Consider the following 25,708-nt stretch of genomic DNA (forward strand, 5'->3'; position numbering starts at 1 on the left):
CGTTATTTGTATTTCACGAGCATTACTGCTGGCTTTCGCGCTCAGCAATAAAGCCCAGCGCCTTGTTGATACGCGCAACGCTACGTGATTTGCCAATGGCATGAACGGTCACGTCCAGCGCCGGAGACTGGCCTGCCCCCGTCACCGCAACGCGCAGCGGCATACCGACTTTACCCATGCCAATTTCCAACTCATCAGCGGTTGCCTGAATCGCGTGGTGAACATTTTCTGCAGTCCATTCGGTAATGGCTTCGAGTTTATCTCGCACCACTTCCAGCGGCTGACGCGCAACCGGACGCAGGTGTTTCTTGGCCGCGTCGGCGTCGAACGCGTCAAACTCTTCATAAAAGTAGCGGCAGCTCTCGGCGATCTCTTTCAGCGTTTTGCAACGCTCGCCAAGCAGCTTCACCAGATCCGCCAGTTCAGGGCCCGTACGGGTATCGATGTTTGCCTGCTCAATATGCCATTGCAGATAAGTCGCCACATACTCTGGCTGCATGGTATTGATGTAGTGATGGTTCAGCCACAGCAGTTTGTCAGTGTTGAACGCGCTGGCTGATTTGCTTACCGAGTTCAGAGAGAAAAGCTCGATCATCTCTTCGCGGCTGAAGATCTCCTGGTCACCATGAGCCCAGCCCAGACGCACCAGATAGTTCAGTAGCGCTTCCGGCAGATAGCCGTCATCACGGTACTGCATCACGCTCACCGCGCCATGACGTTTGGACAGCTTTTTACCGTCGTCACCGTTGATCATCGATACGTGCGCATACACCGGTACAGGCGCGTTCAGCGCTTTAAGAATGTTGATCTGACGCGGGGTGTTATTGATATGGTCTTCACCACGGATCACGTGAGTGATTTCCATATCCCAGTCGTCCACAACCACGCAGAAGTTATAGGTTGGCGAGCCGTCAGTACGACGAATGATGAGGTCATCCAGCTCCTGGTTGCTGAATTCGATCGGGCCACGGATCTGGTCATCAAAGATAACAGAGCCATCCTGCGGGTTAGCAAAACGCACTACGCAAGGCTCATCAGCAGCATGCTCGCTGTGGTCATGACGGCAACGACCGTCATAACGCGGTTTTTCGCCTTTTGCCATTTGCTCTTCGCGCAGCGCATCCAGACGCTCCCTTGAGCAGTAGCACTTATAGGCCGTGCCTGCGACCAGCATCTCGTCAATTACGGCGTTATAGCGGTCAAAACGTTTGGTCTGGAAATATGGGCCTTCGTCCCACTCCAGATTCAGCCAGTTCATCCCATCCATAATGGCTTCAATTGCTTCCGGCGTTGAGCGCTCCAGGTCGGTGTCTTCAATACGCAGCACAAACTCACCTTTGTTGTGGCGTGCGAAAAGCCAGGAGTAGAGAGCGGTACGTGCACCACCGACATGCAGATAGCCTGTCGGGCTCGGCGCGAAGCGAGTTTTGATTTTCATGAAATGGCCTTACGTTATAAAGATGCCGGTAATCGGCAAATCCTGGGAAGAAAACAATGGGCAATATTCTATCACTGTGGGCCGATTCCTCAATGTCGATCACTTTATCCGGTTCGAGATTGCTGTTTTTGTTTAGAAATCATGCACCACAGTCCGTTTTGCGATCGTTTTGACTAATTTTACGACGAACGAATAAAAACTTTAGAAAATGCGTTGACTCATTTTCAACTCTCCCTATAATGCGACTCCACACAGCGGGGGTGATTAGCTCAGTTGGTAGAGCATCTCCTTTACACGGAGGGGGTCGGCGGTTCGAGCCCGTCATCACCCACCATCTACTTCGGTAGACTCGCAGTGTAGATAAGAATTGAGATTGGGCGATTAGCTCAGTTGGTAGAGCATCTCCTTTACACGGAGGGGGTCGGCGGTTCGAGCCCGTCATCGCCCACCATTCTCACCTTATCGTAGCAGTTCCGAAATGGGCGATTAGCTCAGTTGGTAGAGCATCTCCTTTACACGGAGGGGGTCGGCGGTTCGAGCCCGTCATCGCCCACCATTTCGGGTCGTTAGCTCAGTTGGTAGAGCAGTTGACTTTTAATCAATTGGTCGCAGGTTCGAATCCTGCACGACCCACCAATGTAAAAAAGCGCCCTAAAGGCGCTTTTTTGCTATCTGCGATATAGCACATCCCCATTACAGCCAAACCGCTTGTTTTACTCAAGCTCACGCCTTCTTTGCCGATACCTCTATTTTATGGCGAAAAGGATCTCAATATGACAACTCTTAAGCCCGTTTCTCTGTCGGCGATGGAAATCGGCAGCGTAGATAACAGCTCCGGCGGAAACGACATTGCTTCCCAGATCACCCGTCTGACCAAACAGATAACGAAAGTCACTCAGCAACTTAAAGAAGTCGCCATGGGTGATGCCACAGCGGAAGAAAAGCAAAAGCAGCAAGAATTGCTCGAATCTCAGCTGGCTATGTTGCAGGCACAGCTGGCGCAATTGCAGCGTCAGCAGGCAGAAGAGGCGATGCCAAAACAGGAAAGCGGTCAGGCCGTGGCGGAAGGCGTCAATAAACCCTCCGCAGAACATCAGATTGATATCTATATCTGATCATTGGTTTCGTTAAAAAGTGGATCGCGCGTGCGGGCCTCCATCAGACGCCTGGCCTGCATACGCACCACATCCCAGCAGGCATGAGCCGCTCCGGAAAGAGACCTGTTTTTACGGCGTACCAGCATCAGCTGGCGTTCAATACAGGGCAGGAAACGCTTCACCGTTAAACGACTTCCCTGCGGCAGTGGCAGCGCCAGCGCAGGCAGAACGCTGATCCCAATCCCCGCTTCGACCATGGGGAAGAGCGTGGCAGGATGCCCAATCTCCTGCACAATGGTTGCCTTTACGCCCTGTGCGGCCAGTGCGGCATCTATAAGCGGGCGGCTACCTGATGCATAATCCTGTAACACCAGGTTTGCCCCCTGTAAGGCTTGCCAGGCCACCTGCGACAGCGATGCCAGAGGATCATCATCGCGGCAGAGCAATAAAAAGGGTTCCGAGAGTACCACTTCACATTCCAGGTCGCTTACCGCTCCGGGATCAATAACAATCCCGAAATCCACATCCCCCTGACGAATACTCTCCAGTACCCACTGCTGCGGCCTGTCGTGCAAAACAAAATCGATATCCGGATAGCGGTGATTACTTTCAGCGATGCACTGGGGAATAAGATGCGCCGAAATCGTCTGGCTCGCCGCCACTCTCACGGTACCGGAAAGCTGTTGTCCAAGCCGTCCGACGTCCCTCAGCGTACTGTTCAGTTCATCCAGCAGCCTTTCCAGACGCGTTGCCAGCTGATGTCCCGCTTCGGTGAGCACCACTTCGCGCGTAGTGCGGTCGAGCAGTTTCACGCCGGTTTGAGTTTCCAGCTCTTTCACGCTATGGCTCACCGCCGACTGGCTGAGGCCAATCATCTCCCCTGCCCGACTGAAGCTGTGGGCCTGCGCGACGGTGACGAAAACACGAAGCTGACGTAGTGAATAATTCATCTGTTTAATTCATGAATGGATGCAATAAATCAATTTTATTTCTCAAAGGGAAGAAAGCACAATAGCGGCATCTGTTTTCAGGAGTGATTATGAAACTTTTTCGTATCCTTGATCCGTTTACGCTGACCCTGATTGGTGTCGTCTTGCTGGCCTCGTTCTTCCCGGCGCGGGGCGGTTTCGTTCCGGTCATTGAAGGGCTGACCACGGCAGCCATTGCCCTGTTGTTCTTTATGCATGGCGCCAAACTCTCCCGGGAAGCCATTATTGCAGGCGGTAGCCACTGGCGACTGCACCTCTGGGTAATGTGCAGCACCTTTATCCTCTTCCCTGTTCTGGGCGTGCTGTTTGCCTGGTGGGCGCCGGTGAATGTCGATCCGGCACTCTATACCGGTTTCCTTTATCTGTGCATTTTGCCGGCCACCGTGCAGTCTGCTATTGCCTTTACCTCGCTGGCGGGCGGCAACGTCGCGGCGGCGGTATGTTCTGCTTCGGCTTCCAGCCTGCTCGGGATCTTTGTTTCACCGCTGCTGGTCGGTCTGCTGATGAACATGCATGGTGCAGAAGGTAATCTGGAGCAGGTGGGTAAAATTTGTCTGCAACTGCTACTGCCGTTTGTGCTCGGACACTTATCCCGCCCCTGGATTGGGGCGTTTGTGGCGAAACACAAAAAATGGATCGGGAAAACGGACCAAAGCTCCATTCTGCTGGTGGTTTACACGGCCTTCAGCGAAGCCGTGGTGAACGGCATCTGGCACAGGGTGGGCGCAGGATCGCTGCTGTTTATTGTGGTGGTAAGCATTGTTCTGCTGACAATTGTGATCGCGGTTAACGTCTTTGTGGCCCGCAAATGCGGCTTCAATAAGGCCGATGAAATCACCATCGTATTCTGTGGATCGAAAAAGAGCCTGGCCAACGGGATCCCGATGGCCAATATTCTGTTCCCGACGTCGGTCATTGGGATGATGGTACTGCCGCTGATGATTTTCCATCAGATCCAGCTGATGGTGTGTGCGGTACTGGCGCGGCGTTACAAGGCACAGACTGAAAAGCTGGCGCAGGAAGAGACCCGCGCCGCGAAAGTTTAAGGACGTTTCAGGGGCTGCACCAGCTGGGTCAGCCCCTCTGTTTTGATCAGTAATGTGATAGCCATCAGCTCGCCAAGACGCCCGGCAGGAAACTCATCCTTACGGGCAAACCACAGCAGATATTCTTCCGGTAAATCAATCAGCCTGCGGCCCTTATATTTACCGAACGGCATCTCCGTATTGGCGATCTCAACGAGCTGCTCTTTTTCCACATCACTCTCCTAAAAGGCGCATCATTTCCGCTTCATCGATCACCTCGATGCCGAGCTCCTGCGCTTTTGCCAGCTTCGAACCGGCCGCTTCCCCGGCGATCACCAGGTCGGTTTTCTTTGACACGCTTCCCGCCACTTTTGCCCCAAGCGCCACCAGGCGCGCTTTCGCGTCATCACGCGAGAGCTGGCTCAGACTGCCGGTCAGCACCACCGTTTTACCGGCAAACGGGCTGTCGATCTCTTCTGCATTAACCACTACCGGTGCGGGCCAGTGAATGCCCTGTTCCAGTAATTTACCGATCACTTCACGGTTGCTCTCTTCGGCGAAGAAGTTGAAGACGTGGGTAGCGACCACTATACCAACGTCAGGGACTTTCTGTAGTTCGTCGATGGTGGCTTTCTCAAGAGCCTCCAGCGTGCCGAAATACGCCGCCAGCCCTGCCGCCGTCGCCTCTCCGACTTCACGAATGCCGAGCGCGTAAAGGAAACGGGCAAAGGTAGTATTTTTGGCCGCCTCAAGCGCATTGACCACGTTCTGGGCAGATTTCGGCCCCATACGGTCAAGACCGGTCAGCTTACCTGCCGTCAGGGTAAAGAGGTCCGCTGGCGTATGGACATACTCTTTCTCAACTAACTGGTCGATGATCTTGTCACCCATTCCGTCGACGTCCATCGCCCGGCGGGAGACAAAGTGCTTCAGGGACTCTTTACGCTGCGCGCCGCAGATTAACCCGCCCGTACAGCGCGTTACCGCTTCACCTTCCACGCGCTCAACATCCGAACCACATACCGGACAATGGGCAGGAAACTCGATGGCACGGGTATCGGCAGGACGTTCTGATTCCACTACGTTAACCACCTGCGGGATCACATCGCCCGCGCGGCGAATCACCACTTTGTCACCAATTCGCAGCCCCAGACGGGCAATTTCATCGGCGTTATGCAGCGTAGCGTTACTGACCAGCACGCCAGCCACCTGCACAGGCTCCAGACGCGCCACAGGCGTAATCGCACCCGTACGTCCTACCTGAAATTCCACGTCGCGAACGAAGGTCATCTGCTCCTGCGCCGGGAACTTAAAGGCCACTGCCCAGCGTGGCGCCCGGGCAACAAAACCCAACTGTTCCTGCAATGCCAGGGAGTTAACCTTGATCACTACGCCATCAATATCAAACCCAAGCGTGGGACGATCTTCTTCAACCTTGTGATAGAACGCCAGCACCGCCTCTGGAGAGTCGCAAAGCTGCACGCGGTTGCTTACCGGCAAACCCCACTCTTTGAACTGCATTAAACGACCCAGGTGGGTATCCGGCAGGTCACCGCCTTCCAGGATCCCGACGCCGTAGCAGAAGAAAGTAAGCGGTCGCTTCGCGGTGATACGCGGATCGAGCTGGCGCAGCGAACCTGCCGCCGCGTTACGCGGGTTTGCAAACACTTTACCCCCGGTACGACGCGCTTCTTCATTGATATTCTCAAAGCCCGCCTGCGGAAGGAAAACTTCCCCGCGCACTTCCAGCCGCGCAGGAATGTTATCGCCACGCAGCTTCAGCGGGATCGCACGAATGGTGCGCACATTGGTGGTGATGTCTTCCCCGGTGGTGCCGTCGCCGCGCGTTGCGGCACGTACCATCACGCCGTTCTCATAAAGAATGCTGACGGCCAGACCATCCAGTTTTAGCTCGCAGCACCAGCTCAGATTGTCGACGCTCTTCAGGCGATCCTGCACGCGCTTGTTGAAAGCCAGAAAACTCTCTTCATCAAACACGTTATCCAGCGACAGCATCGGCACTTCGTGGCGCACCTGGCTGAAAGCACCCAGCGGTTCCGCGCCGACGCGCTGCGTTGGGGAATCGGGCGTAATCAGTTCGGGGTGCTGCGCTTCCAGCTCGCGCAGTTCACGCATCAGGCGGTCATATTCCGCATCCGGCACTTCCGGTGCGTCCATAACATGATAGAGATATTCATGATGGCGAAGCGTGGTTCGCAGTTCAGTAAGTTGTTGTTCGATTGAGTCCATATCGCACCATCAATGAGAAAAACCCCCGACAGGCGGGGGTTGAGGAGGAGTTGAAGTAAACGCGACGATTACGCGTTAGCTTCCTTAACTTCGCGGATGCGGTCCTGATATTCGCGCAGTTTCTGCGGCGTCATCATACGACGCTGATCGTCGAGCACCACACCGCCCACTTCGTCGGCGATGTGCTGAGCGGACTGTAGCATCAGCTTAAAGTTTTGCAGCTCGTCACCGTAGGACGGCACCTGCATAAAGATCGTAACCCCAGGCGTGACGAAATCACCGGTCATTTCCGGGTCAAACGTGCCTGGATTGACCATATTGGCCAGGCTGAACAGCGCCGGACCGCTGCCGTCAGGACTCAGGTGGCGATGGAAAATATTCATGTCGCCGAACTTGAAGCCTGCCTGTTGGATGCTGTTGAGCAGCACGTCACCGTTCAGATGGGTGCCATGATGAGCAGCCACATTCATGATGATTACCGCTTCTTTACGCTGCGGCTTTTCAACAACCGGTTCTGGCTCAACAACAGGCTCTGGCTCAACGCGCGGAGCGGGCTGTGGCGCAGGCGGTGCAGATTCAGGCTGCGGTTGTTCTACCGGCTGCGGCTGTTGCACTGGCTGTGGCTGATGCACTGGCTGTGCAGGCTGTTGCACAGGTTGCTGCTGTACAGGCTGTGGCGCAACGGGCTGCTGTTGCACAGGCTGCTGCGACGGATGACGAACAGGTTCTTCCACTGGCGGCGGCGCTGGCTGGCGCGGCTGGGCAGAGGCATACGGTGGTTGATACTGGTGCTGCGGAGCGCGGGGAGCTTCATGCTCTCCATGCGCTGCGCCGGGCGCAGTATTGACCCGATGAACACGAACTTCACCCACGCCGTCGTCGTCAAGACCGTCGATGTCGTCTTCAACGTCATCGTCTTCGCGACTGGACTTCATGCGCTTCAGTGGACGATCGCGAAACATAGAGGAACGCTCTTTACGGCTGGTCCAGAAACCATGTACCAGTAAAGCGATTATGGCGATCGCGCCAACAATGATTAATATCAGACGCAAATCCTGCATCATTATATTCTCTGTTGTTCTAACACCTTGCCACCACGGCAAACATTTACTCACTAAGAGTATTTGCCGTTTACGTCAAGTGCAAGTGTATGCAGAGCATTCACAGCATAAAGATGAACTAAATCGTGCTTTTTGCTGGTTTTTCGAACATTTCCGAACTGGTCATTGGCCCGTAACTGGATAATATAGGCGGGCAATTCCACTGGTTGTGTAAAAAGGAGTACAGCCTGGTATGGTTTCAACATCTTCTTCTGCCCCACGTAGCGGGGTCTGGTACTTTTCTCAGGGCTGGAAACTGGTCTCCCTGCCGGGCATTCGACGCTTCGTTGTTTTGCCGTTACTGATCAACATTATTCTGATGGGGGGCGCGTTCTGGTGGCTGTTCACCAGGCTGGAAAGCTGGATCCCTTCCCTGATGAGCTATGTGCCGGACTGGTTACAGTGGTTGGACTACCTGCTCTGGCCGATTGCGGTTATCTCCGTGCTGCTGGTTTTCGGCTATTTCTTTTCGACGATAGCTAACTGGATAGCCGCGCCGTTCAACGGTCTGCTGGCCGAACAGCTGGAAGCGCGCCTGACCGGTGCGGCGCCGCCTGACACGGGCGTACTGGGGATCGTGAAAGATGTCCCCCGCATCATGAAGCGCGAATGGCAGAAGTTTGCGTGGTACCTGCCGCGGGCGATTGTGCTGCTCATCCTTTATTTTGTACCCGGGATCGGCCAGACGGTCGCACCCGTGCTGTGGTTCCTGTTCAGCGCCTGGATGCTTGCTATCCAGTACTGTGATTATCCGTTCGATAACCACAAAGTGCCGTTTAAAGAGATGCGCACTGCCCTGCGCACTCAGAAGGTTGCCAATATGCAGTTTGGTGCCCTTACCAGCCTGTTCACCATGATCCCTTTCCTGAATCTGTTCATCATGCCCGTTGCCGTTTGCGGCGCGACGGCGATGTGGGTGGACTGCTACCGTGCTAAGCACGCGTTATGGAAGTAATGCAAAAATGTGTAAAAGAGGGGTGGCTTATGCCGCCCCTTATTCCATACTGATCCCCATTATTTCCTTGCAGCATATAGATATGCGATTTCCTTACTTCCCCATACCTGTTCAACAGGTATGCTGGGTCGGTATCCCAATTTCATACAGTTAAGGACAGGCCATGAGTAAGATTTATGAAGACAACTCGCTGACTATCGGTCATACGCCCCTGGTTCGACTGAACCGTATCGGTAATGGACGCATTCTGGCGAAGGTGGAATCTCGTAACCCAAGCTTCAGCGTTAAATGCCGTATCGGTGCGAATATGATTTGGGATGCTGAAAAGCGTGGCGTGCTGAAACCTGGCGTTGAGCTGGTTGAACCCACCAGCGGCAATACCGGTATCGCCCTGGCCTATGTTGCGGCGGCGCGCGGCTATAAGCTGACGCTGACTATGCCTGAAACCATGAGTATTGAGCGCCGTAAGCTGCTGAAAGCGTTGGGTGCGAATCTGGTCCTCACGGAAGGCGCGAAAGGCATGAAGGGCGCGATTCAGAAGGCCGAAGAAATCGTCGCCAGCGATCCTGCAAAGTATCTGCTGCTCCAGCAGTTCAGCAACCCGGCCAACCCGGAAATTCATGAGAAAACCACCGGCCCGGAAATCTGGGAAGATACCGACGGTCAGGTTGATGTGTTTATCTCCGGCGTAGGCACCGGCGGTACGCTGACCGGGGTGTCTCGCTATATTAAAGGCACGAAAGGTAAAAAAGATCTGATTACCGTTGCCGTTGAGCCAACCGACTCTCCGGTTATCGCTCAGGCGCTGGCAGGCGAAGAGATCAAACCAGGTCCGCACAAAATCCAGGGTATCGGCGCTGGCTTTATTCCAGGCAACCTCGATCTGAAGCTGATCGATAAAGTGGTCGCCATCACCAATGAAGAAGCCATCTCCACGGCGCGTCGCCTGATGGACGAGGAAGGCATTCTGGCGGGTATCTCTTCCGGTGCGGCGGTTGCTGCAGCTCTCAAACTGCTGGAAGACGAAACCTTTACCAACAAGAATATTGTGGTTATCCTACCGTCTTCGGGTGAGCGTTACTTAAGCACAGCACTGTTTGCCGATCTGTTCACAGAGAAAGAACTGCAACAGTGATGCCAGTATGTTAAAAACGCGTAAAAAAGCACCTTTTCAGGTGCTTTTTTGTGGCCTGCTTCAAAGTTTTACCCCTCCTGGCATTGCTTCACCCCGTTGGGTCTGGTATTTAAACCAGCAATTATTTTGATGCGCGAAATTAATCGGTGAACGAAATAGCGCTGCTGAATCGATTTTATGATTTGGTTCAAGTCTTGCTTTCACTGCATAATGTTTAATGACGATTGAAACGTCAGCGCTAACTATACAGGCTAAAGTTAAGTCGCCAGGCTAGACTTTAGTTCCACAACACTAAACCTATAAGTTGGGGAAATACAATGTTCCAGCAAGAAGTTACCATTACCGCTCCGAACGGTCTGCACACCCGCCCTGCTGCTCAGTTTGTTAAAGAAGCGAAAGGCTTCACTTCTGAAATCACTGTGACTTCCAACGGCAAAAGCGCTAGCGCAAAAAGCCTGTTCAAGCTGCAAACTCTGGGTCTGACTCAGGGTACCGTTGTTACCATCTCCGCTGAAGGTGAAGACGAGCAGAAAGCAGTTGAGCATCTGGTTAAGCTGATGGCTGAACTCGAGTAAGTTTACCGGGTTCTTTTCAATATCAGTCACAAGTAAGGTAGGGTTATGATTTCAGGCATTTTAGCATCCCCGGGTATCGCTTTCGGCAAAGCATTGCTGCTGAAAGAAGACGAAATCGTCATTGACCGGAAAAAAATTTCTGCCGACAAGGTTGATCAGGAAGTTGAACGTTTTCTGAGCGGTCGTGCCAAGGCATCTGCGCAACTGGAAGCGATTAAAACTAAAGCTGGCGAAACTTTCGGTGAAGAAAAAGAAGCCATCTTCGAAGGGCACATTATGCTGCTCGAAGATGAGGAGCTGGAGCAGGAAATCATAGCCCTGATTAAAGATAAAGGCATGACGGCCGACGCGGCTGCGCATGAAGTTATCGAAGGTCAGGCAACTGCCCTGGAAGAACTGGACGATGAATACCTGAAAGAGCGTGCGGCTGACGTACGTGACATCGGTAAGCGCCTGCTGCGCAACATCCTGGGTCTGGCCATCATCGATCTGAGCGCGATTCAGGACGAAGTCATCCTGGTTGCCGCTGACCTGACCCCGTCTGAAACCGCACAGCTGAACCTGAACAAGGTGCTGGGTTTCATTACTGATGCAGGTGGACGTACCTCCCACACCTCTATCATGGCGCGTTCTCTGGAGCTGCCAGCCATCGTGGGTACCGGTAGCGTCACCTCGCAGGTGAAAAACGACGACTATCTGATTCTGGATGCCGTAAACAACGTGGTTTACGTCAACCCAACTAACGATGTGATCGAGCAGCTGCGTTCCGTTCAGGAGCAGGTTGCTACCGAGAAAGCGGAACTCGCTAAACTGAAAGATCTGCCAGCCATCACGCTGGACGGCCATCAGGTTGAAGTGTGCGCTAACATCGGTACCGTACGTGACGTTGACGGCGCTGAGCGCAACGGTGCGGAAGGTGTAGGTCTGTATCGTACTGAATTCCTGTTCATGGACCGCGACGCCCTGCCAACGGAAGAAGAGCAGTTTGCAGCGTACAAAGCGGTTGCGGAAGCGTGCGGCTCGCAGGCCGTTATCGTCCGCACCATGGATATCGGTGGCGACAAAGAGCTGCCGTACATGAACTTCCCGAAAGAAGAGAACCCGTTCCTGGGCTGGCGTGCCGTACGTATCGCCATGGATCGCAAAGAGATCCTGCGTGACCAGGTTCGCGCTATCCTGCGTGCATCCGCTTTCGGTAAGCTGCGCATCATGTTCCCGATGATCATCTCTGTTGAAGAAGTGCGTGCACTGAAGAAAGAGATTGAAATCTACAAGCAGGAACTGCGTGACGAAGGTAAAGCATTTGACGAGTCAATCGAGATCGGCGTGATGGTGGAAACACCGGCAGCCGCGACCATTGCACGTCATTTAGCCAAAGAAGTTGATTTCTTTAGTATCGGTACCAATGATTTAACGCAGTACACCCTGGCAGTTGACCGTGGTAATGATATGATTTCACATCTCTACCAGCCAATGTCGCCGTCTGTACTGAATTTGATCAAGCAAGTTATTGATGCTTCTCATGCAGAAGGTAAATGGACTGGCATGTGTGGTGAGCTTGCAGGCGACGAACGTGCTACACTTCTGTTGCTGGGTATGGGTCTGGACGAATTCTCTATGAGCGCCATTTCCATCCCGCGCATCAAGAAGATTATCCGTAACACGAACTTCGAAGATGCGAAGGTATTAGCAGAGCAGGCTCTTGCTCAACCGACAACGGACGAGTTAATGACGCTGGTTAACAAGTTCATTGAAGAAAAAACAATCTGCTAATCCACGAGATGCGGCCCAAATTACTGCTTAGGAGATAAGTCTAATGGGTTTATTTAGTAAACTGTTCGGTGACAAAAGCAATAGCGACTCCGGAACTATTGAGATTGTTGCTCCGCTCTCCGGCGAGATCGTCAATATCGAAGACGTGCCGGATGTAGTGTTTGCTGAGAAAATTGTTGGTGATGGCATTGCTATCAAACCAACTGGCAACAAAATGGTTGCTCCAGTTGACGGTACCATTGGTAAGATTTTTGAAACCAACCATGCGTTCTCTATCGAATCCGATAGCGGTATCGAACTGTTCGTTCACTTCGGTATCGACACCGTTGAACTGAAAGGCGAAGGCTTCAAACGTATCGCGGAAGAAGGCCAGCGTGTTAAAGTTGGCGACCCTGTAATTGAATTCGATCTGCCACTGCTGGAAGAAAAAGCGAAGTCTACCCTGACTCCGGTTGTTATCTCCAACATGGACGAAATCAAAGAGCTGATCAAACTGTCTGGCAGCGTTACCGTGGGTGAAACCCCGGTTATCCGCATCAAGAAGTAATTCTTGCCGCACGGTAAAATGGCGCCTTCGGGCGCCATTTTTGTTTATGCAGGCAGAATAAGCTCGTCGTAGCCTTTCGACTGCGTATAGATCATCACGTCAGTCACCCTGTCGCCCGCCATGCGAATGGCGTCGGCCACGGTTTTACCGCCGACGATACCGCTCACCAGCTCCGAACAGAACAGATCCCCCGTCCCTTTCAGGTCCGTCTCAACGCGCGGGTGTGCGCTTACGGTAACGCCCTCCTCGCTCACCAGCACGACGTGGATATTTTGCGGATCGTCAGCCACTGGCGCGCTGGTGATCGCCACCCATTTAAGCGTGTCAGACAGCAGTCCCTGCGCGGCGGCAATGGCGCTCTCCGGCGTACGGCACGGTTTGCCGCTCAGCACTTCCAGCTCAAACACGTTGGGCGTAATGCCCTGGGCCAGCGGGAGCAGGTGCTCACGGTAGGCTTCAGGAATATCCGGCTTCACGTACATCCCGCTGTCGATGTCTCCGATTACCGGGTCGACCAGCACCAGCAGATCGGGATGTTGAACTTTGATCGCCTTCAGCCACTGCGCCAGCAGCACGATCTGGCTGGCGCTGCCCATATAGCCGGTAGTGACCGCTTTTAGCTCGCGCAGGATCTCGCGCTCTTCCAGCGCCTTCAGGTAGCCGCTGAACCACTCGTCCGGGATCACCCCGCCGTAGAAGGTGTCGTAGTGCGGCGTATTGCTGAACAGCACCGTCGGCACGGCGGTAACGTTCAGTCGATGGGTGCGAATATTTGGCACCGCGATGCTGTTTCCCACACTGCCGTACACCACCTGCGACTGAACGGCGACAATATCGGTTTGCTGCGCCCGGGTGTTATCCCGGAATAAAATCATCTCCATGACGCTTAAATCCCCGCCCCCTGCGAATAACTCTCTTCACCAAAGACGCCGGTCGACAGGTAGCGATCGCCGCGATCGCAAATAATCGCTACCACTACTGCACCTGGGTTTGCCTTAGCCACCCGAATCGCCCCCGCTACCGCGCCACCCGAACTGACGCCGCAGAAGATGCCTTCACGCACGGCCAGCTCACGCATGGTATTTTCCGCCTCGCGCTGATGAATATCCAGCACCTGGTCCACAAGCTGCGCATTAAAGATGCCCGGCATATACTCCGCGGGCCAGCGGCGAATGCCCGGAATACTGCTTCCCTCTTCCGGCTGGAGGCCGACAATCGTCACCGGCTGCTCCTGCTCGCGCAGAAAACGTGACACACCGGTGATCGTGCCCGTGGTCCCCATGCTGGAGACAAAGTGGGTGATGCGCCCGCCGGTTTGCTGCCAGATTTCCGGGCCGGTGGTGGTGTAGTGCGCGTACGGGTTGTCCGGGTTATTAAACTGGTCGAGCAGCTTGCCTTCCCCGCGCTCCGCCATCGCTAACGCTAAATCTCGCGCCCCTTCCATACCCTGCTCTTTGCTCACCAGAATCAGCTCGGCCCCGTAGGCACGCATGGCGGCACGGCGCTCCTGGCTCATGTTATCCGGCATCAGCAGCTTCATACGATAGCCTTTCAGGGCGGCTATCATCGCCAGTGCGATACCGGTGTTACCGCTGGTGGCTTCGATCAGCACGTCGCCGGGCTTTATCTCGCCGCGCTTTTCGGCCTGAACAATCATCGACAGCGCCGCCCGGTCTTTCACCGACCCCGCCGGGTTATTGCCTTCAAGTTTGACCCAGATTTCGCTGCCGTTGTCACACCCCATGCGCTGAAGTTTGACCAGAGGGGTGTTGCCGATGGTGTGTTCGAGTGTATTCACGTTTTTTACTCAATAAAAAGCCCGGTAAGCATCACGCCACCGGGCGAAAAACATACTCAATAACCTATCAGGCTGACTCCGCCAGAGCAATATCCTCGCGCGTCTCGATGCGCTCGTTCCCGTGATAAATGCGCGCGTGTTGCAGCCCCACAAACAGGCGTTCCCCCCGGTGCGGCGGCTCGTCGTCACGCATAACCACGGTCAGCGGCTCGGTGTACCAGCCCAGGGGCTGTACCACTAATTGGGTGTAGTGACCTTTAGGGCTAGCTTCCAGCACCTGCACCGGAAGCGGTGAGTCCAGGCTGGTACGGCGGCTGACGTCCACTTCCCACGGGCGCAGGAACAGATCCACCGGCCCCTGGTGCGCGGAGGTATACCCCAGCGGCCAGCGGTGCGCGCCAACGTGGAACTGACCGCCGCGAATAGTACCCTGAAGGCGGTTTACTTCCCCCATAAACTCCAGCACAAAGCGGGTCGCCGGTTCACGCCAGAGTTGCTCTGGCTCGTCAACCTGCTCAATGTTGCCCTGACTCATCACCACCACGCGGTCGGCTACTTCCATCGCCTCTTCCTGATCGTGGGTCACGAAAACGCTGGTGAACTGGAGTTCCTCATGAAGCTGACGCAGCCAGCGGCGGAGCTCTTTACGCACCTGCGCATCCAGCGCGCCAAACGGTTCGTCCAGCAGCAGGATTTGCGGTTCCACGGCTAACGCACGCGCCAGCGCCACGCGCTGTTTCTGCCCGCCAGAAAGCTGTGCCGGGAAGCGGTCCGCCAGATGAGCCAGCTGCACCATCTCCAGCAGTTTGGTCACTTTCGCTTTGATGGCGGCCGCATTCGGACGCTCACGACGCGGCAGTACGGTCAGACCAAACGCGATGTTGTCGAATACCGTCAGGTGGCGGAACAGGGCGTAGTGCTGGAATACAAAACCCACTTTACGGTCGCGGGCATGCAAACGGCTTACGTCCGTACCGTGGAAGCGGATATGTCCGCTGGTCTGGTGCTCAAGCCCGGCGATAATACGCAGCAGCGTGGTTTTACCGGAGCCAGACGGCCCCAGCAGCGCCACCATTTGTCCGGAAGGGATATCCAGCGAGATATCATTCAGCACCTGGGTGCGACCAAAAGACTTCTTAATATTGGCAATCTCAATGCTCATGATTTCCCTCCTGATGCTGACGTTTTTCCTGATTCTCTAAACGCCACTGCACCACACTCTTCAAAAACAGGGTCAAAATCGCCATCAGCGTCAGCAACGCTGCGGCAGTAAAGGAACCGACGGTGTTGTAGTCCTGTTCCAGTAATTCAATCTGTAACGGCAGCGACAGGGTTTCGCCGCGAATCGAGCCGGATACCACCGACACCGCGCCAAACTCACCGATCGCACGGGCGTTGGTCAGCACCACGCCGTAAAGCAGTGCCCAGCGGATATTCGGCAGCGTGACGCGGCGGAACATCTGCCAGCCGGAAGCGCCGAGCAGCACCGCGGCTTCATCTTCATGGCTGCCCTGGCTGAGCATCACCGGCACCAGCTCGCGTACCACGAACGGACAGGTGACAAAGACGGTCACCAGCACCATCCCCGGCCAGGCGAACATGATCTGCAGGTCGTGTTCATCCAGCCAGCCGCCCAGCGGGCCATTGGAACCGTAGAAGAGCAGATAAACCAGACCCGCCACCACCGGTGACACCGCAAACGGGATATCCAGCAGGGTCAGCAGCAGCTGACGCCCCGGGAAGTTAAAGCGCGTTACCAGCCAGGCCAGCAATACGCCAAACACCAGATTCACCGGGACGGTGATCAGGGCAATCATGACCGTCAGCCAGATGGCGTGGAGCATGTCCGGATCGGCCAGGTTTTGCAGCGCGGGCATAATCCCTTTGCTGAAGGCCTGAACGAAGATGTACACCATCGGCACGACGAGAATGAATGCGGAGACCAGCACGCCGGTACCAATCAGAAACCATTTGCCCCAGTTGATGCGGGGCGCGTCATAGCGCTTCAATTGCCTAACTTCCGCCATCAGTGACCTACCACACGTCGACCAAAGCGACTTTGCAGAGTGTTAATCGAGAACAGCAGTAGCAGCGACGCGGCAAGGATCACCGAGGCAATCGCACTCGCGGCCGGATAATCAAACTCCTGCAAACGGACAAAAATCATCAGCGAGGTTACTTCGGTTTTCCACGCGATGTTCCCGGCGATAAAAATGACCGCGCCAAATTCACCGAGGCTGCGGGTAAAGGAGAGCGCGATACCCGCCAGCAACGCCGGAGAGAGTTCCGGCAGCACGACCTTGCGAAAACTCTGCCAGCGCGTGGCGCCGAGCGTTTCTGCGGCCTCTTCGTATTCGGGTCCTAACTCTTCCAGCACCGGCTGCACGGTACGTACCACAAACGGGATGCTGGTAAAGGCCATGGCCACCGCGATACCGAGCCAGGTATAGGTCACTTTGATATCAAACTTCGCCAGCCACTCACCGTAAAAGCCGTTCACGGAAAACAGCGACGCCAGCGTCAAACCGGCAACCGCCGTCGGCAGGGCAAACGGCAGATCCATCAGCGCGTCGAGCAGGGTGCGGCCCGGGAAGCGATAGCGAGTTAAGATCCACGCCATCAGCAGGCCAAACACGCCGTTAAAAATCGAGGCCACGAACGCAGACAGCAGGGTGACCTTGTAGGCCGCCACCACCTGCGGGTTAGTAATCACTTCCCAGTACTGGGACCAGCTCATCTCAGCGAGCTGCATCACCAGCGCGCTGAGCGGTAATAACAAAATCAGACAGACGAACAGCAGGCTGGTCCCGAGGCTTAAGGTAAAGCCCGGCAGCACACGTCTGGAGGACACTGCAAACATTACTTACGCCCCGCTGCCAGCAGTTTGTCCAACTCACCGCCGCTGACAAAATGCGTTTTCATGACCTCAGGCCAGGCGCCGAAATGATCTTCCACGCGGAACAGCTCGGTCTGCGGGAATTTGTCTTTCAGCTTGCTCATCACGTCCGGGTTGTTGACACGGTAGTAGTAGTCGGTGATAACGGTCTGCGCCTGCGGGCTGTACAGATAGTTCAGGTAGGCTTTCGCCGCCTTTTCTGTGCCGTTAGCCTTAACGTTTTTATCCACCCACGCCACCGGGAACTCGGCCAGAATGTTCGTTTTCGGGATAACCACTTCGAAGCCCTGCGCTTCGTACTGTTTACGAATATTGTTCACTTCGGATTCAAAGCTGATCAGCACGTCGCCCAGCCCGCGCTCGGCGAAGGTAGTGGTTGCGCCACGACCGCCGGTATCAAACACCTCGACGTTTTTCAGGAACTGGGTCATAAACTGTTCGGTTTTCGCTTTATCGTTACCGTCAGCTTTGTCCGCCGCGCCCCACGCCGCCAGGTAGGTGTAACGTGCGTTGCCGGAGGTTTTCGGATTCGGGAAGATCAGCTTTACGTCTGAACGCACCAGGTCGTTCCAGTCGTGGATGTTCTTCGGGTTGCCCTTGCGCACCAGGAAGCCCATGGTGGAGTAAAATGGCGAACTGTTGTTCGGCAGGCGACTCTGCCAGTTCGCCGGGATCAGTTTGCCTTTGTCGTGCAGGATCTGCACGTCCGTGACCTGGTTGTAGGTCACCACGTCCGCTTTCAGCCCCTGCAAAATGGCCAGCGCCTGCTTAGATGAGCCAGCGTGCGACTGCTTGATGGTCAGCTTGTCGCCGTTGTTCTCTTTCGCCCACTGCTGTTCAAATGCGGGATTAAGGGCGGCAAACAGCTCGCGCGAAACATCATAAGAACTGTTCAGCAACTCGGTTGCCTGCGCCTGCGCCACCAGCAGTAAACCTGCCAGTGCCAGCGATCCTTTTTTCAGTACAGTAACGGCCATTGCGCACCCTTATAAATGTGATGACTATCTTATAGTCATAATATTTATAACGGAGTCTAAAGGAGTAACGGTTTTATATACCGTTTGGTGATTTAGAAGCAGAAAAGGGAATAAGAGGTGCAGGAGAAATTGCCGGGTGGCGCTCACGCTTACCCGGCCTACGAATAGAGAGCGATTTACAACGCCAGCAGGCGCTCAACGGACGGCGCAAAGTAGTAGCCGCCGGTCACCGGGCGGGTGAAGCGCAGCATGGCGTCACGCTTACCGTCGGTATCGCCAAACATGCTCAGCAGCTGCTGTTCGATGTTGTAGAGGCGTGCGCAGTAAGCGCAGAAGTACAGGCCGTGCGTACCGCTCGCGGTGCCGTACGGCAGGCTCTGGCGAACAATCTTCAGCCCCTTACCGTCTTCTTTAAGGTCAACGCGGGACAGGTGGGAAGTGACCGGACGCGCATCGCCGTCAATCTCTTCATTGGCATCTTTGGTACGGCCAATCATCATCTCCTGGTCATGCACGCTCATACGGTTAAGCTGCCTGAGGTTATGCTCCCAGCGCTGGACGAACACATAGCTGCCGCCCGCGTCCACGCCATCCTTGATTACAGCCACCTCGCGACGCGTCTCTTCCCCGGCCGGGTTTTCGGTGCCGTCGACGAAGCCGCTCAAATCGCGCTCTTCCACCCAGCGGAAACCGTGGATCTCTTCCTGCACGTCGATACTGTCACCAAAGGCCTCAATCGCAGCCTGAGCGACAGAAAAGTTCACGTCGTGACGCAGGGAGAGGATATGGATCAGAACGTCATACTGGGTGGCGGGCGCAAGACCTTTGCCATAAGGAATAAAGTCTTTCAGCTCTTCTGCGCCTTCGCCGCCGCTCAGATGACGCCAGACGGTGCTGCCAAAGGCAACCACCGCGCCCAGATGGGCTTCGGGGAATTTGGCCTGGAAGGTAGCCAGTTTATCAACGAAAACTTTGCTGGCCGCGCGCAGGGCATCCACGTCCCCTTTGACGTTGGCTTCAATCCAAATCGCCGCCCGGCAATGTTCTGGCAAAATGCCACTCTGTACCTGAGACATCGCTCCTCCTGAAATAAAGATGCCACGACAGCGTGGCATTGATGGCGGCTATTATACCTGGATTTCAGCGAGGCGGCTTGCTCAGGCGCAAATTACTGCTTCCAGATAATTTTGCTCACTTTCCACTTTTTCAGGTTGTCGTCAGACGGCATTAACCCTTCCGGACCGTTCCAGGTGCCGCTGAACACATAGCTAATGTGCTGGCTGCCGTCGGCCTTACACTCGACCGCCACGCTCTCCTCCGATGGCACACTGGCGCAGTGGCCAAACGCTTTCTGATAGAGTTCGCCAAACGGCGTTCCCACCTTCACGCCACCTGAGGTCGGGATCTCTTCATCCATCACCGCAATGCGGTTGACCGTACCTTTATCGCCGTTGATGACCATTGCCACCTTGTCATCTTTCAACGCTTCGAAATAGCGCACGATGTTGCCGTTCTCGGTTTTCATGCCGCTGCGCAGGCGATAATCACTGCCGATGGCATCCTGAATGGCATCCTGATCCAGCGCCGTCGAGGCGGTGATTTTGCCCACGCCCTGCTCGGTCACTTCCATTGAGGATCCAAACCAGTTCCACGGATAGGCCGCAGACCAGTTGATGGATGAGAGCGTGGAACAGCCGGTAAACGCCAGCGGGAGAGCGCATAAAAGTAAACGCAGCGATTTCATTGAGACGTCCTTACGTAGTAAATCAACGCTTGTTGGAGTGCAGTATCGACAAAAAGTGCCGTTTTAATCTGGCTCATGCGTAAAACAGGCGCGTAAACGGGGATTCGTGACCAGCCACAGCAGCGCGACAATATCCGCCACCACCAGTGCAATCCCGATACCCGAAAGCGGCTCGCCGTACAGCCAGAGCAAGGGTTGCCAGACCAGAAGCACAAACTGCGCCAGGATCAGCAGCCAGCGAAGCGCGCGCCAGAAGCGCGGAATGGCTTGCCGCCGTCCGCTGCACAGAAACGCCAGGACCGCCGGTACGCCCGGCAGTAACCCCAGCCAGAACGCATCGTGATCGGGATAAAAGAGATTCAGTAACGTATCGCCCTGCCCGCGCGACGCGCCAGCCATCACGAACAGCACCCAGGTGCGGGCCTGCAACAGCAGAACGCACCAGAACAAAAAAGGCAGACGCAGACGACCGTGAACGTCGTAGTCGCCAGGGTGGAACTCAGTACTCTTCATCTTCGATCAGGCGCTTACCCAGCGTCAGTACATCCGCGTGCTCGTAGCCCAGACGTTCATACATGCCCAGCACCACGTCGTTATCTTCCCGGACCATAATCTGGATTTTCGGGCAGCCACGGGCGATCAGTTTCTTTTCCAGACGGTTAAGCAGCGCGTTGGCGATGCCGCGCGCGCGGTATTCCGGGTGCACGCCCAGATAGTAGGCCGAGCCGCGGTGGCCGTCGTACCCACCCATCACCGTCCCGACCACTTCGCCGTTGACCTCAGCGACCAGAAACAGACTGACGTCGTGATTCACCTTCCGTTCGATGTCCATTTCCGGATCGTTCCACGGACGCAGCAGATCGCAGCGCTCCCAAAGGGTGATCACCTCTTCGAAATCTTCCTGGCGAAAAACGCGTATCTCCATGGTATTAACCGCCTTTTCGGGTTTAAAAACAGTGATTATGGCGTGAACAGGGCGTTTAGCCAATAACCGGGGAAAAACTCGCCAAAATTTGGCATAATGTCACTTTGTCACGTATTGAAATGAAAAGTAAAACAATTCTCAATAAGGACTGTCGTAACGGGAAACACGATACGATATAACACCAGGACCCCAATTTTTACAATTCAGGCCGCATGAGCACATTCAAACCATTAAAAGCACTCACATCGCGTCGTCAGGTTCTCAAAGCGGGGCTGGCGGCCTTAACGTTATCGGGTATCGCAAAGCAGGCTCAGGCAAAAGAAGAGAGCACGCTTAAAACCAGTAACGGACACAGCAAGCCGAAAACCAAAAAAGCTGGCGCAAAGCGTCTGGTCATGCTCGATCCGGGCCACGGCGGGATCGACACCGGCGCCATTGGCCGAAACGGGTCGAAAGAAAAACACGTCGTGCTGGCAATTGCAAAAAATGTACGCGCAATTTTACGCAGTAACGGTATTGACGCCCGCCTGACGCGCACGGGCGACACGTTTATCCCGCTGTACGATCGCGTGGAGATTGCCCACAAGCACGGCGCAGATCTGTTTATGTCCATTCACGCGGATGGCTTCACAAACCCTTCCGCCGCAGGCGCCTCGGTATTTGCGCTCTCCAACCGTGGCGCCAGTAGCGCCATGGCGAAATACCTCTCCGATCGCGAAAACCGGGCGGATGAAGTGGCCGGGAAAAAAGCCACCGACAAAGACCATCTGTTACAGCAGGTTCTGTTCGATCTCGTGCAGACCGATACCATCAAAAACAGCCTGACGCTCGGCTCTCATATCCTCAAACGGATTAAACCCGTGCACCGTCTGCACAGTAAAAGCACCGAGCAGGCCGCGTTTGTGGTGCTGAAGTCACCGTCTATTCCGTCCGTGCTGGTGGAAACCTCGTTCATTACCAACCCGGAAGAAGAGCGTTTACTCGGCACTAAGGCGTTTCGTCAGAAGATCGCGAACGCCATCGCCTCCGGGGTCATCAGTTATTTCAACTGGTTCGATAATCAAAAAGCGCACTCCAGGAAACGTTGATGAAACCGAATGCACAGCTGGTCAAAACTTTCCTGATGCAGCTCCAGGACGCGATTTGCCAGAAACTGACCGCCGCAGACGGCGGTGAATTCCAGGAAGACACCTGGCAGCGCGAAGCGGGCGGCGGCGGGCGCAGCCGCGTGCTGCGTAACGGCGGTATTTTTGAACAGGCCGGGGTCAACTTCTCCCACGTCCACGGTGATGCAATGCCAGCGTCCGCCACGGCGCATCGGCCTGAACTGGCGGGCCGCAGCTTCGAGGCGATGGGCGTCTCGCTGGTGGTGCATCCGCATAACCCGTTTGTGCCAACCAGCCACGCCAACGTGCGCTTTTTCATCGCGGAAAAACCGGGAGCCGATCCGGTCTGGTGGTTTGGCGGCGGTTTCGACTTAACGCCTTACTATGGCTTCGAAGAGGACGCCGTGCACTGGCACACCACCGCGCGCGACCTCTGTCTGCCGTTTGGCGAAGACGTTTACCCGAAATACAAAAAGTGGTGCGATGACTATTTTTATCTGAAGCACCGCGACGAGCAGCGCGGCATCGGCGGGCTGTTCTTTGACGATCTCAATACCCCGGATTTTGATACCGCGTTCAGCTTTATGCGCGCGGTGGGTGAAGGCTTTACCAACGCCTATCTTCCGATTGTCGAACGCCGCAAAGACACCGACTACGGCGTGCGCGAGCGTGAGTTCCAGCTCTACCGTCGCGGGCGCTATGTGGAGTTTAATCTGGTGTGGGATCGCGGGACGCTGTTTGGCCTGCAAACCGGCGGGCGCACGGAGTCCATTCTGATGTCGATGCCGCCGCTGGTGCGCTGGGAATACAGCTACGCGCCAAAAGAAGGCAGCCCGGAGGCTGCCTTGAGTGAGTTTATTAAGGTTCGGGACTGGGTTTAACCCTTACCCCTCACCCCGACCCTCTCCCCAAAGGGGCGAGGGTGAAAAGACGGCTCAGAGCAGTCCCCTCTCCCCTATGGGGAGAGGGTTAGGGTGAGGGGCGAGGGCAATAAATTACAGCGGCTGCGTCTGCGCCTCAACCACCGCCAGCGCCACCATGTTGACGATACGACGCACGGAGGCAATCGGCGTTAACACATGTACCGGTTTTGACACCCCCATCAGTACCGGCCCGACGGTCACCCCTTCAGAACTCGACACGCGCAGCAGGTTATAGCTAATACGCGCCGCTTCCACGTTCGGCATAATCAGCACGTTCGCCGAGCCTTTCAGCGGACTGTCCGGCATACGTTCATTACGAATACTCTCCACCAGCGCGGCGTCGCCGTGCATCTCGCCGTCGATCATCAGCTCCGGCGCGCGCGCTCGCACCAGGTCCAGCGTCTGGCGCATTTTGCACGCCGCCGCGGATTTGGATGACCCGAAGTTTGAGTGCGACAGCAGCGCCACTTTCGGCTCGATACCAAAGCGGCGCACGGTTTCCGCCGCCATCACGGTGATTTCCGCCAGTTCGTCCGGGGAGGGATCGTCGTTGACGTAGGTATCGGCGATAAAGGTGTTACCGCTTGGCAGCAGCAGCGCGTTCATTGCGCCGGCAGTATGGACGCCCTCGCGATAGCCGAAGATCTCCTGTACCACGCTGAAATGCTCATGGTACTCGCCGATGGTGCCGCAGATCAGCGCATCCGCCTCACCGCGATGAACCATGATCGCGCCGATCACCGTGGTGTTGCTGATCACCGCCCGCTGCGCCTGCTCCTGGGTGATCCCGCGACGCTTCATGATCGAATAGTATTCGTTCCAGTACTCTTTGAAGCGCGGATCGGATTCGTTGTTAACGATCTCAAAGTCCACGCCCGGCTTTATTTGCAGGCCGAGCTTCTGAATACGCATCTCGATCACGCTCGGACGACCAATCAGGATCGGTTTCGCCAGCCCTAAGGTGATCAGCTCCTGCGTGGCATGCAGCACGCGCGCCTCTTCCCCTTCCGCCAGCACCACGCGCTTCGCGTCGGCGCGCGCCTGGGAGAAGATCGGCTTCATAAACAGGTTGGTTTTGTAAACGAACTCGGTGAGTTTATCGACGTAGGCATCGAAATCTTCAATCGGCCGCGTCGCCACGCCGGAGTCCATCGCCGCTTTGGCCACCGCTGGCGCGATCTTCACGATCAGACGCGGGTCAAATGGTTTAGGGATGATGTAGTCGGGGCCGAAGCTCAGATCCTGATCGCCGTAGGCGGAGGCCACCACTTCGCTCTGCTCGGCGTGCGCCAGCTCTGCGATAGCATGAACGGCAGCCAGCTTCATCTCTTCGTTGATCGCCGTGGCGCCGACGTCCAGCGCCCCGCGGAAGATGAACGGGAAGCAGAGCACGTTGTTCACCTGGTTCGGGTAGTCCGAACGTCCGGTGCAGATGATAGCGTCTTCACGCACCGCCTTCGCCAGCGGCGGCAGAATTTCCGGCTCCGGGTTCGCCAGAGCCAGGATCATTGGCGCGCGCGCCATCTTCTGCACCATCTCCTGGGTCAGCACTTTCGGGCCTGAACAGCCGAGGAAAATGTCAGCACCGTCAATCACGTCTTCAAGCGTGCGCTTGCCGTCGTCTTCCACCGCATAGGCCGCCTTGGTTTCCGCCATGTTTGGCTCGCGGTCTTTGTAGATCACGCCCTTGGAGTCGCAGACCACAATATTGTGCTTCTGCATGCCCAGCGCCACCAGTAGGTTCATACAGGCGATGGCCGCGGCGCCTGCGCCGGAGACCACCATGCGCACGTCGGAGAGATTTTTCTCCACCACGCGCAGGCCGTTCAGAATGGCGGCGGTACTGATAATCGCCGTGCCGTGCTGGTCGTCATGGAACACGGGAATGTTCATACGCTCGCGCAGCTTCTGCTCGATATAGAAACATTCCGGCGCTTTGATGTCTTCCAGGTTGATGCCGCCGAAGGTCGGCTCCAGCGCCGCCACCACGTTGATGAATTTATCCGGATCCAGTTCGTCCACTTCGATATCGAAGACGTCGATACCGGCAAATTTCTTAAACAGAACGCCCTTCCCTTCCATCACCGGCTTACCAGCCAGCGCACCGATGTTCCCTAACCCCAGCACCGCCGTACCGTTAGAGATAACGGCCACCAGGTTACCGCGCGCGGTGTATTTGTACGCTGCCAGCGGATCTTTTTCGATTTCCAGGCACGGAGCAGCCACGCCCGGCGAGTAGGCCAGCGCCAGATCGCGCTGGGTCGCCAGCGGTTTGGTCGGGGATACCTGGATTTTACCCGGAACAGGAAACTCGTGAAAATCGAGAGCGCTTTGTTTTAACTGATCATCCATCTTGTTATTCCTTTCACGTTTCGGTCAAAAAGGGTGATGTCGACGTTCCTATGCACACCCTGGTGTGCCGCATAGTATCGCCGCAGGCAGGCTCCTAAACTTT

Annotated in this window: 25 protein-coding genes and 4 tRNA genes; 13 read left to right on the top strand and 16 right to left on the bottom strand. The window is 55.5% G+C overall.

The genetic code is table 11. The features are described from left to right. Positions 1–22: 22 nt before the first annotated feature. Entirely contained in the window at positions 23–1,438 is a 1,416-nt protein-coding gene (gene gltX / locus HWQ15_RS01310) for a glutamate--tRNA ligase (RefSeq protein ID WP_022648938.1), read from the bottom strand. Between the two features lie 258 nt (positions 1,439–1,696). Between gltX and HWQ15_RS01315 the strand changes: the two genes are divergently transcribed. From HWQ15_RS01315 to HWQ15_RS01335, 5 genes are all read left to right on the top strand, one after another. Further along, positions 1,697–1,772: transfer RNA gene (locus tag HWQ15_RS01315), tRNA-Val, on the top strand. Between the two features lie 41 nt (positions 1,773–1,813). Continuing rightward, positions 1,814–1,889: transfer RNA gene (locus HWQ15_RS01320), tRNA-Val, on the top strand. A 29-nt stretch (positions 1,890–1,918) separates the two neighbouring features. Next, positions 1,919–1,994, top strand: a tRNA-Val gene (locus HWQ15_RS01325). A gap of 4 nt (positions 1,995–1,998) precedes the next feature. Then, positions 1,999–2,074, top strand: a tRNA-Lys gene (locus HWQ15_RS01330). Between the two features lie 137 nt (positions 2,075–2,211). Further along, on the top strand, positions 2,212–2,553 hold the full coding sequence (locus HWQ15_RS01335; protein WP_022648939.1) for a FlxA-like family protein: 342 nt from the start codon (positions 2,212–2,214) through the stop codon (positions 2,551–2,553). Here HWQ15_RS01335 and HWQ15_RS01340 read toward each other — a convergent pair. Next, positions 2,544–3,485, bottom strand: coding sequence for a LysR family transcriptional regulator (locus HWQ15_RS01340; RefSeq protein ID WP_032676151.1), 942 nt, complete (start codon positions 3,483–3,485; stop codon positions 2,544–2,546). The two genes, HWQ15_RS01335 and HWQ15_RS01340, sit on opposite strands and share 10 nt — an antisense overlap. An 89-nt stretch (positions 3,486–3,574) precedes the next feature. On the opposite strand from HWQ15_RS01340, the gene HWQ15_RS01345 reads away from it, so the two are divergent. Next, a complete protein-coding gene (locus HWQ15_RS01345) occupies positions 3,575–4,570 on the top strand; it encodes a bile acid:sodium symporter family protein (RefSeq protein ID WP_022648941.1) in 996 nt (331 codons plus the stop codon). Here HWQ15_RS01345 and HWQ15_RS01350 read toward each other — a convergent pair. The 3 genes from HWQ15_RS01350 to zipA form a co-directional block, all read right to left on the bottom strand. Beyond that, complete coding sequence (locus tag HWQ15_RS01350) at positions 4,567–4,782, bottom strand: DUF3820 family protein (protein ID WP_003861328.1); 216 nt, start codon at positions 4,780–4,782, stop codon at positions 4,567–4,569. The genes HWQ15_RS01345 and HWQ15_RS01350 overlap by 4 nt on opposite strands. A 1-nt stretch (position 4,783) precedes the next feature. Next, complete coding sequence (ligA, locus tag HWQ15_RS01355; RefSeq protein ID WP_063215881.1) at positions 4,784–6,799, bottom strand: NAD-dependent DNA ligase LigA; 2,016 nt, start codon at positions 6,797–6,799, stop codon at positions 4,784–4,786. Positions 6,800–6,867: 68 nt separating this feature from the next. Further along, the gene (gene zipA / locus HWQ15_RS01360; protein WP_022648943.1) at positions 6,868–7,863 is read right to left on the bottom strand and encodes a cell division protein ZipA; all 996 of its coding nucleotides are present in this window, start codon (positions 7,861–7,863) and stop codon (positions 6,868–6,870) included. Between the two features lie 229 nt (positions 7,864–8,092). Here zipA and cysZ point away from each other — a divergent pair, with 229 nt between their 5' ends. From cysZ to crr, 5 genes are all read left to right on the top strand, one after another. Next, on the top strand, positions 8,093–8,854 hold the full coding sequence (gene cysZ / locus HWQ15_RS01365; protein WP_022648944.1) for a sulfate transporter CysZ: 762 nt from the start codon (positions 8,093–8,095) through the stop codon (positions 8,852–8,854). Between the two features lie 163 nt (positions 8,855–9,017). Next, complete coding sequence (cysK, locus tag HWQ15_RS01370; protein ID WP_006811453.1) at positions 9,018–9,989, top strand: cysteine synthase A; 972 nt, start codon at positions 9,018–9,020, stop codon at positions 9,987–9,989. 317 nt (positions 9,990–10,306) lie between these two features. Beyond that, positions 10,307–10,564, top strand: a complete 258-nt coding sequence (gene ptsH / locus HWQ15_RS01375; RefSeq protein WP_000487600.1) for a phosphocarrier protein Hpr — start codon at positions 10,307–10,309, stop codon at positions 10,562–10,564. 45 nt (positions 10,565–10,609) lie between these two features. After that, positions 10,610–12,337: a phosphoenolpyruvate-protein phosphotransferase PtsI gene (gene ptsI / locus HWQ15_RS01380; RefSeq protein ID WP_022648945.1), complete on the top strand. Its 1,728-nt coding sequence runs from the start codon at positions 10,610–10,612 to the stop codon at positions 12,335–12,337. Positions 12,338–12,380: 43 nt separating this feature from the next. Beyond that, positions 12,381–12,884: a PTS glucose transporter subunit IIA gene (gene crr / locus HWQ15_RS01385; RefSeq protein WP_022648946.1), complete on the top strand. Its 504-nt coding sequence runs from the start codon at positions 12,381–12,383 to the stop codon at positions 12,882–12,884. A 44-nt stretch (positions 12,885–12,928) separates the two neighbouring features. Here crr and pdxK read toward each other — a convergent pair whose 3' ends face one another. From pdxK to HWQ15_RS01435, 10 genes are all read right to left on the bottom strand, one after another. Next, the gene (pdxK, locus tag HWQ15_RS01390; protein WP_022648947.1) at positions 12,929–13,765 is read right to left on the bottom strand and encodes a pyridoxine/pyridoxal/pyridoxamine kinase; all 837 of its coding nucleotides are present in this window, start codon (positions 13,763–13,765) and stop codon (positions 12,929–12,931) included. A 5-nt stretch (positions 13,766–13,770) separates the two neighbouring features. After that, positions 13,771–14,682, bottom strand: a complete 912-nt coding sequence (gene cysM, locus HWQ15_RS01395) for a cysteine synthase CysM (protein ID WP_022648948.1) — start codon at positions 14,680–14,682, stop codon at positions 13,771–13,773. Positions 14,683–14,749: 67 nt separating this feature from the next. Next, positions 14,750–15,844, bottom strand: coding sequence for a sulfate/thiosulfate ABC transporter ATP-binding protein CysA (gene cysA, locus HWQ15_RS01400; protein WP_155019866.1), 1,095 nt, complete (start codon positions 15,842–15,844; stop codon positions 14,750–14,752). Beyond that, positions 15,834–16,709, bottom strand: coding sequence for a sulfate/thiosulfate ABC transporter permease CysW (gene cysW / locus HWQ15_RS01405; protein ID WP_063215880.1), 876 nt, complete (start codon positions 16,707–16,709; stop codon positions 15,834–15,836). The genes cysA and cysW overlap by 11 nt, the downstream gene beginning before the upstream one ends. Beyond that, positions 16,709–17,542 carry a sulfate/thiosulfate ABC transporter permease CysT gene (gene cysT, locus HWQ15_RS01410; RefSeq protein WP_022648951.1) on the bottom strand — a complete coding sequence of 278 codons (834 nt, stop codon included), beginning with the start codon at positions 17,540–17,542 and terminating at the stop codon, positions 16,709–16,711. Before cysT ends, cysW begins: the two co-directional genes overlap by 1 nt. Then, on the bottom strand, positions 17,542–18,555 hold the full coding sequence (locus HWQ15_RS01415) for a sulfate ABC transporter substrate-binding protein (protein ID WP_022648952.1): 1,014 nt from the start codon (positions 18,553–18,555) through the stop codon (positions 17,542–17,544). The genes cysT and HWQ15_RS01415 overlap by 1 nt, the downstream gene beginning before the upstream one ends. A gap of 176 nt (positions 18,556–18,731) precedes the next feature. Beyond that, positions 18,732–19,631: a Dyp-type peroxidase gene (locus HWQ15_RS01420; protein ID WP_022648953.1), complete on the bottom strand. Its 900-nt coding sequence runs from the start codon at positions 19,629–19,631 to the stop codon at positions 18,732–18,734. A gap of 92 nt (positions 19,632–19,723) precedes the next feature. After that, complete coding sequence (locus HWQ15_RS01425) at positions 19,724–20,299, bottom strand: RpoE-regulated lipoprotein (protein WP_063215879.1); 576 nt, start codon at positions 20,297–20,299, stop codon at positions 19,724–19,726. 63 nt (positions 20,300–20,362) lie between these two features. Then, entirely contained in the window at positions 20,363–20,812 is a 450-nt protein-coding gene (locus tag HWQ15_RS01430; protein ID WP_032623818.1) for a DUF2919 domain-containing protein, read from the bottom strand. Beyond that, the gene (locus HWQ15_RS01435) at positions 20,799–21,224 is read right to left on the bottom strand and encodes a GNAT family acetyltransferase (protein WP_003861292.1); all 426 of its coding nucleotides are present in this window, start codon (positions 21,222–21,224) and stop codon (positions 20,799–20,801) included. Before HWQ15_RS01435 ends, HWQ15_RS01430 begins: the two co-directional genes overlap by 14 nt. A 212-nt stretch (positions 21,225–21,436) precedes the next feature. On the opposite strand from HWQ15_RS01435, the gene amiA reads away from it, so the two are divergent. Both amiA and hemF read left to right on the top strand, forming a co-directional pair. Continuing rightward, on the top strand, positions 21,437–22,312 hold the full coding sequence (amiA, locus tag HWQ15_RS01440) for an N-acetylmuramoyl-L-alanine amidase AmiA (RefSeq protein ID WP_023306670.1): 876 nt from the start codon (positions 21,437–21,439) through the stop codon (positions 22,310–22,312). Continuing rightward, positions 22,312–23,211, top strand: a complete 900-nt coding sequence (gene hemF / locus HWQ15_RS01445; RefSeq protein ID WP_048965751.1) for an oxygen-dependent coproporphyrinogen oxidase — start codon at positions 22,312–22,314, stop codon at positions 23,209–23,211. Before amiA ends, hemF begins: the two co-directional genes overlap by 1 nt. Positions 23,212–23,325: 114 nt before the next feature. Here hemF and maeB read toward each other — a convergent pair whose 3' ends face one another. After that, positions 23,326–25,605, bottom strand: coding sequence for an NADP-dependent oxaloacetate-decarboxylating malate dehydrogenase (gene maeB / locus HWQ15_RS01450; RefSeq protein ID WP_022648958.1), 2,280 nt, complete (start codon positions 25,603–25,605; stop codon positions 23,326–23,328). Positions 25,606–25,708: the final 103 nt, after the last annotated feature.

The organism is Enterobacter sp. DSM 30060, assembly GCF_013375955.1.
Classification (GTDB): domain Bacteria; phylum Pseudomonadota; class Gammaproteobacteria; order Enterobacterales; family Enterobacteriaceae; genus Enterobacter; species Enterobacter intestinihominis.

Coding starts and splice junctions, on each gene's coding strand:
- crr (WP_022648946.1), top strand. CDS start 12,381: ATGGGTTTATTTAGTAAACTGTTCGGTGACAAAAGCAATAGCGACTCC.
- cysK (WP_006811453.1), top strand. CDS start 9,018: ATGAGTAAGATTTATGAAGACAACTCGCTGACTATCGGTCATACGCCC.
- ptsI (WP_022648945.1), top strand. CDS start 10,610: ATGATTTCAGGCATTTTAGCATCCCCGGGTATCGCTTTCGGCAAAGCA.
- HWQ15_RS01345 (WP_022648941.1), top strand. CDS start 3,575: ATGAAACTTTTTCGTATCCTTGATCCGTTTACGCTGACCCTGATTGGT.
- HWQ15_RS01425 (WP_063215879.1), bottom strand. CDS start 20,299: ATGAAATCGCTGCGTTTACTTTTATGCGCTCTCCCGCTGGCGTTTACC.
- cysT (WP_022648951.1), bottom strand. CDS start 17,542: ATGTTTGCAGTGTCCTCCAGACGTGTGCTGCCGGGCTTTACCTTAAGC.
- cysZ (WP_022648944.1), top strand. CDS start 8,093: ATGGTTTCAACATCTTCTTCTGCCCCACGTAGCGGGGTCTGGTACTTT.
- ligA (WP_063215881.1), bottom strand. CDS start 6,799: ATGGACTCAATCGAACAACAACTTACTGAACTGCGAACCACGCTTCGC.
- HWQ15_RS01430 (WP_032623818.1), bottom strand. CDS start 20,812: ATGAAGAGTACTGAGTTCCACCCTGGCGACTACGACGTTCACGGTCGT.
- ptsH (WP_000487600.1), top strand. CDS start 10,307: ATGTTCCAGCAAGAAGTTACCATTACCGCTCCGAACGGTCTGCACACC.
- HWQ15_RS01420 (WP_022648953.1), bottom strand. CDS start 19,631: ATGTCTCAGGTACAGAGTGGCATTTTGCCAGAACATTGCCGGGCGGCG.
- HWQ15_RS01335 (WP_022648939.1), top strand. CDS start 2,212: ATGACAACTCTTAAGCCCGTTTCTCTGTCGGCGATGGAAATCGGCAGC.
- cysA (WP_155019866.1), bottom strand. CDS start 15,844: ATGAGCATTGAGATTGCCAATATTAAGAAGTCTTTTGGTCGCACCCAG.
- amiA (WP_023306670.1), top strand. CDS start 21,437: ATGAGCACATTCAAACCATTAAAAGCACTCACATCGCGTCGTCAGGTT.
- HWQ15_RS01340 (WP_032676151.1), bottom strand. CDS start 3,485: ATGAATTATTCACTACGTCAGCTTCGTGTTTTCGTCACCGTCGCGCAG.
- HWQ15_RS01415 (WP_022648952.1), bottom strand. CDS start 18,555: ATGGCCGTTACTGTACTGAAAAAAGGATCGCTGGCACTGGCAGGTTTA.
- maeB (WP_022648958.1), bottom strand. CDS start 25,605: ATGGATGATCAGTTAAAACAAAGCGCTCTCGATTTTCACGAGTTTCCT.
- cysW (WP_063215880.1), bottom strand. CDS start 16,709: ATGGCGGAAGTTAGGCAATTGAAGCGCTATGACGCGCCCCGCATCAAC.
- gltX (WP_022648938.1), bottom strand. CDS start 1,438: ATGAAAATCAAAACTCGCTTCGCGCCGAGCCCGACAGGCTATCTGCAT.
- hemF (WP_048965751.1), top strand. CDS start 22,312: ATGAAACCGAATGCACAGCTGGTCAAAACTTTCCTGATGCAGCTCCAG.
- pdxK (WP_022648947.1), bottom strand. CDS start 13,765: ATGGAGATGATTTTATTCCGGGATAACACCCGGGCGCAGCAAACCGAT.
- HWQ15_RS01435 (WP_003861292.1), bottom strand. CDS start 21,224: ATGGAGATACGCGTTTTTCGCCAGGAAGATTTCGAAGAGGTGATCACC.
- zipA (WP_022648943.1), bottom strand. CDS start 7,863: ATGATGCAGGATTTGCGTCTGATATTAATCATTGTTGGCGCGATCGCC.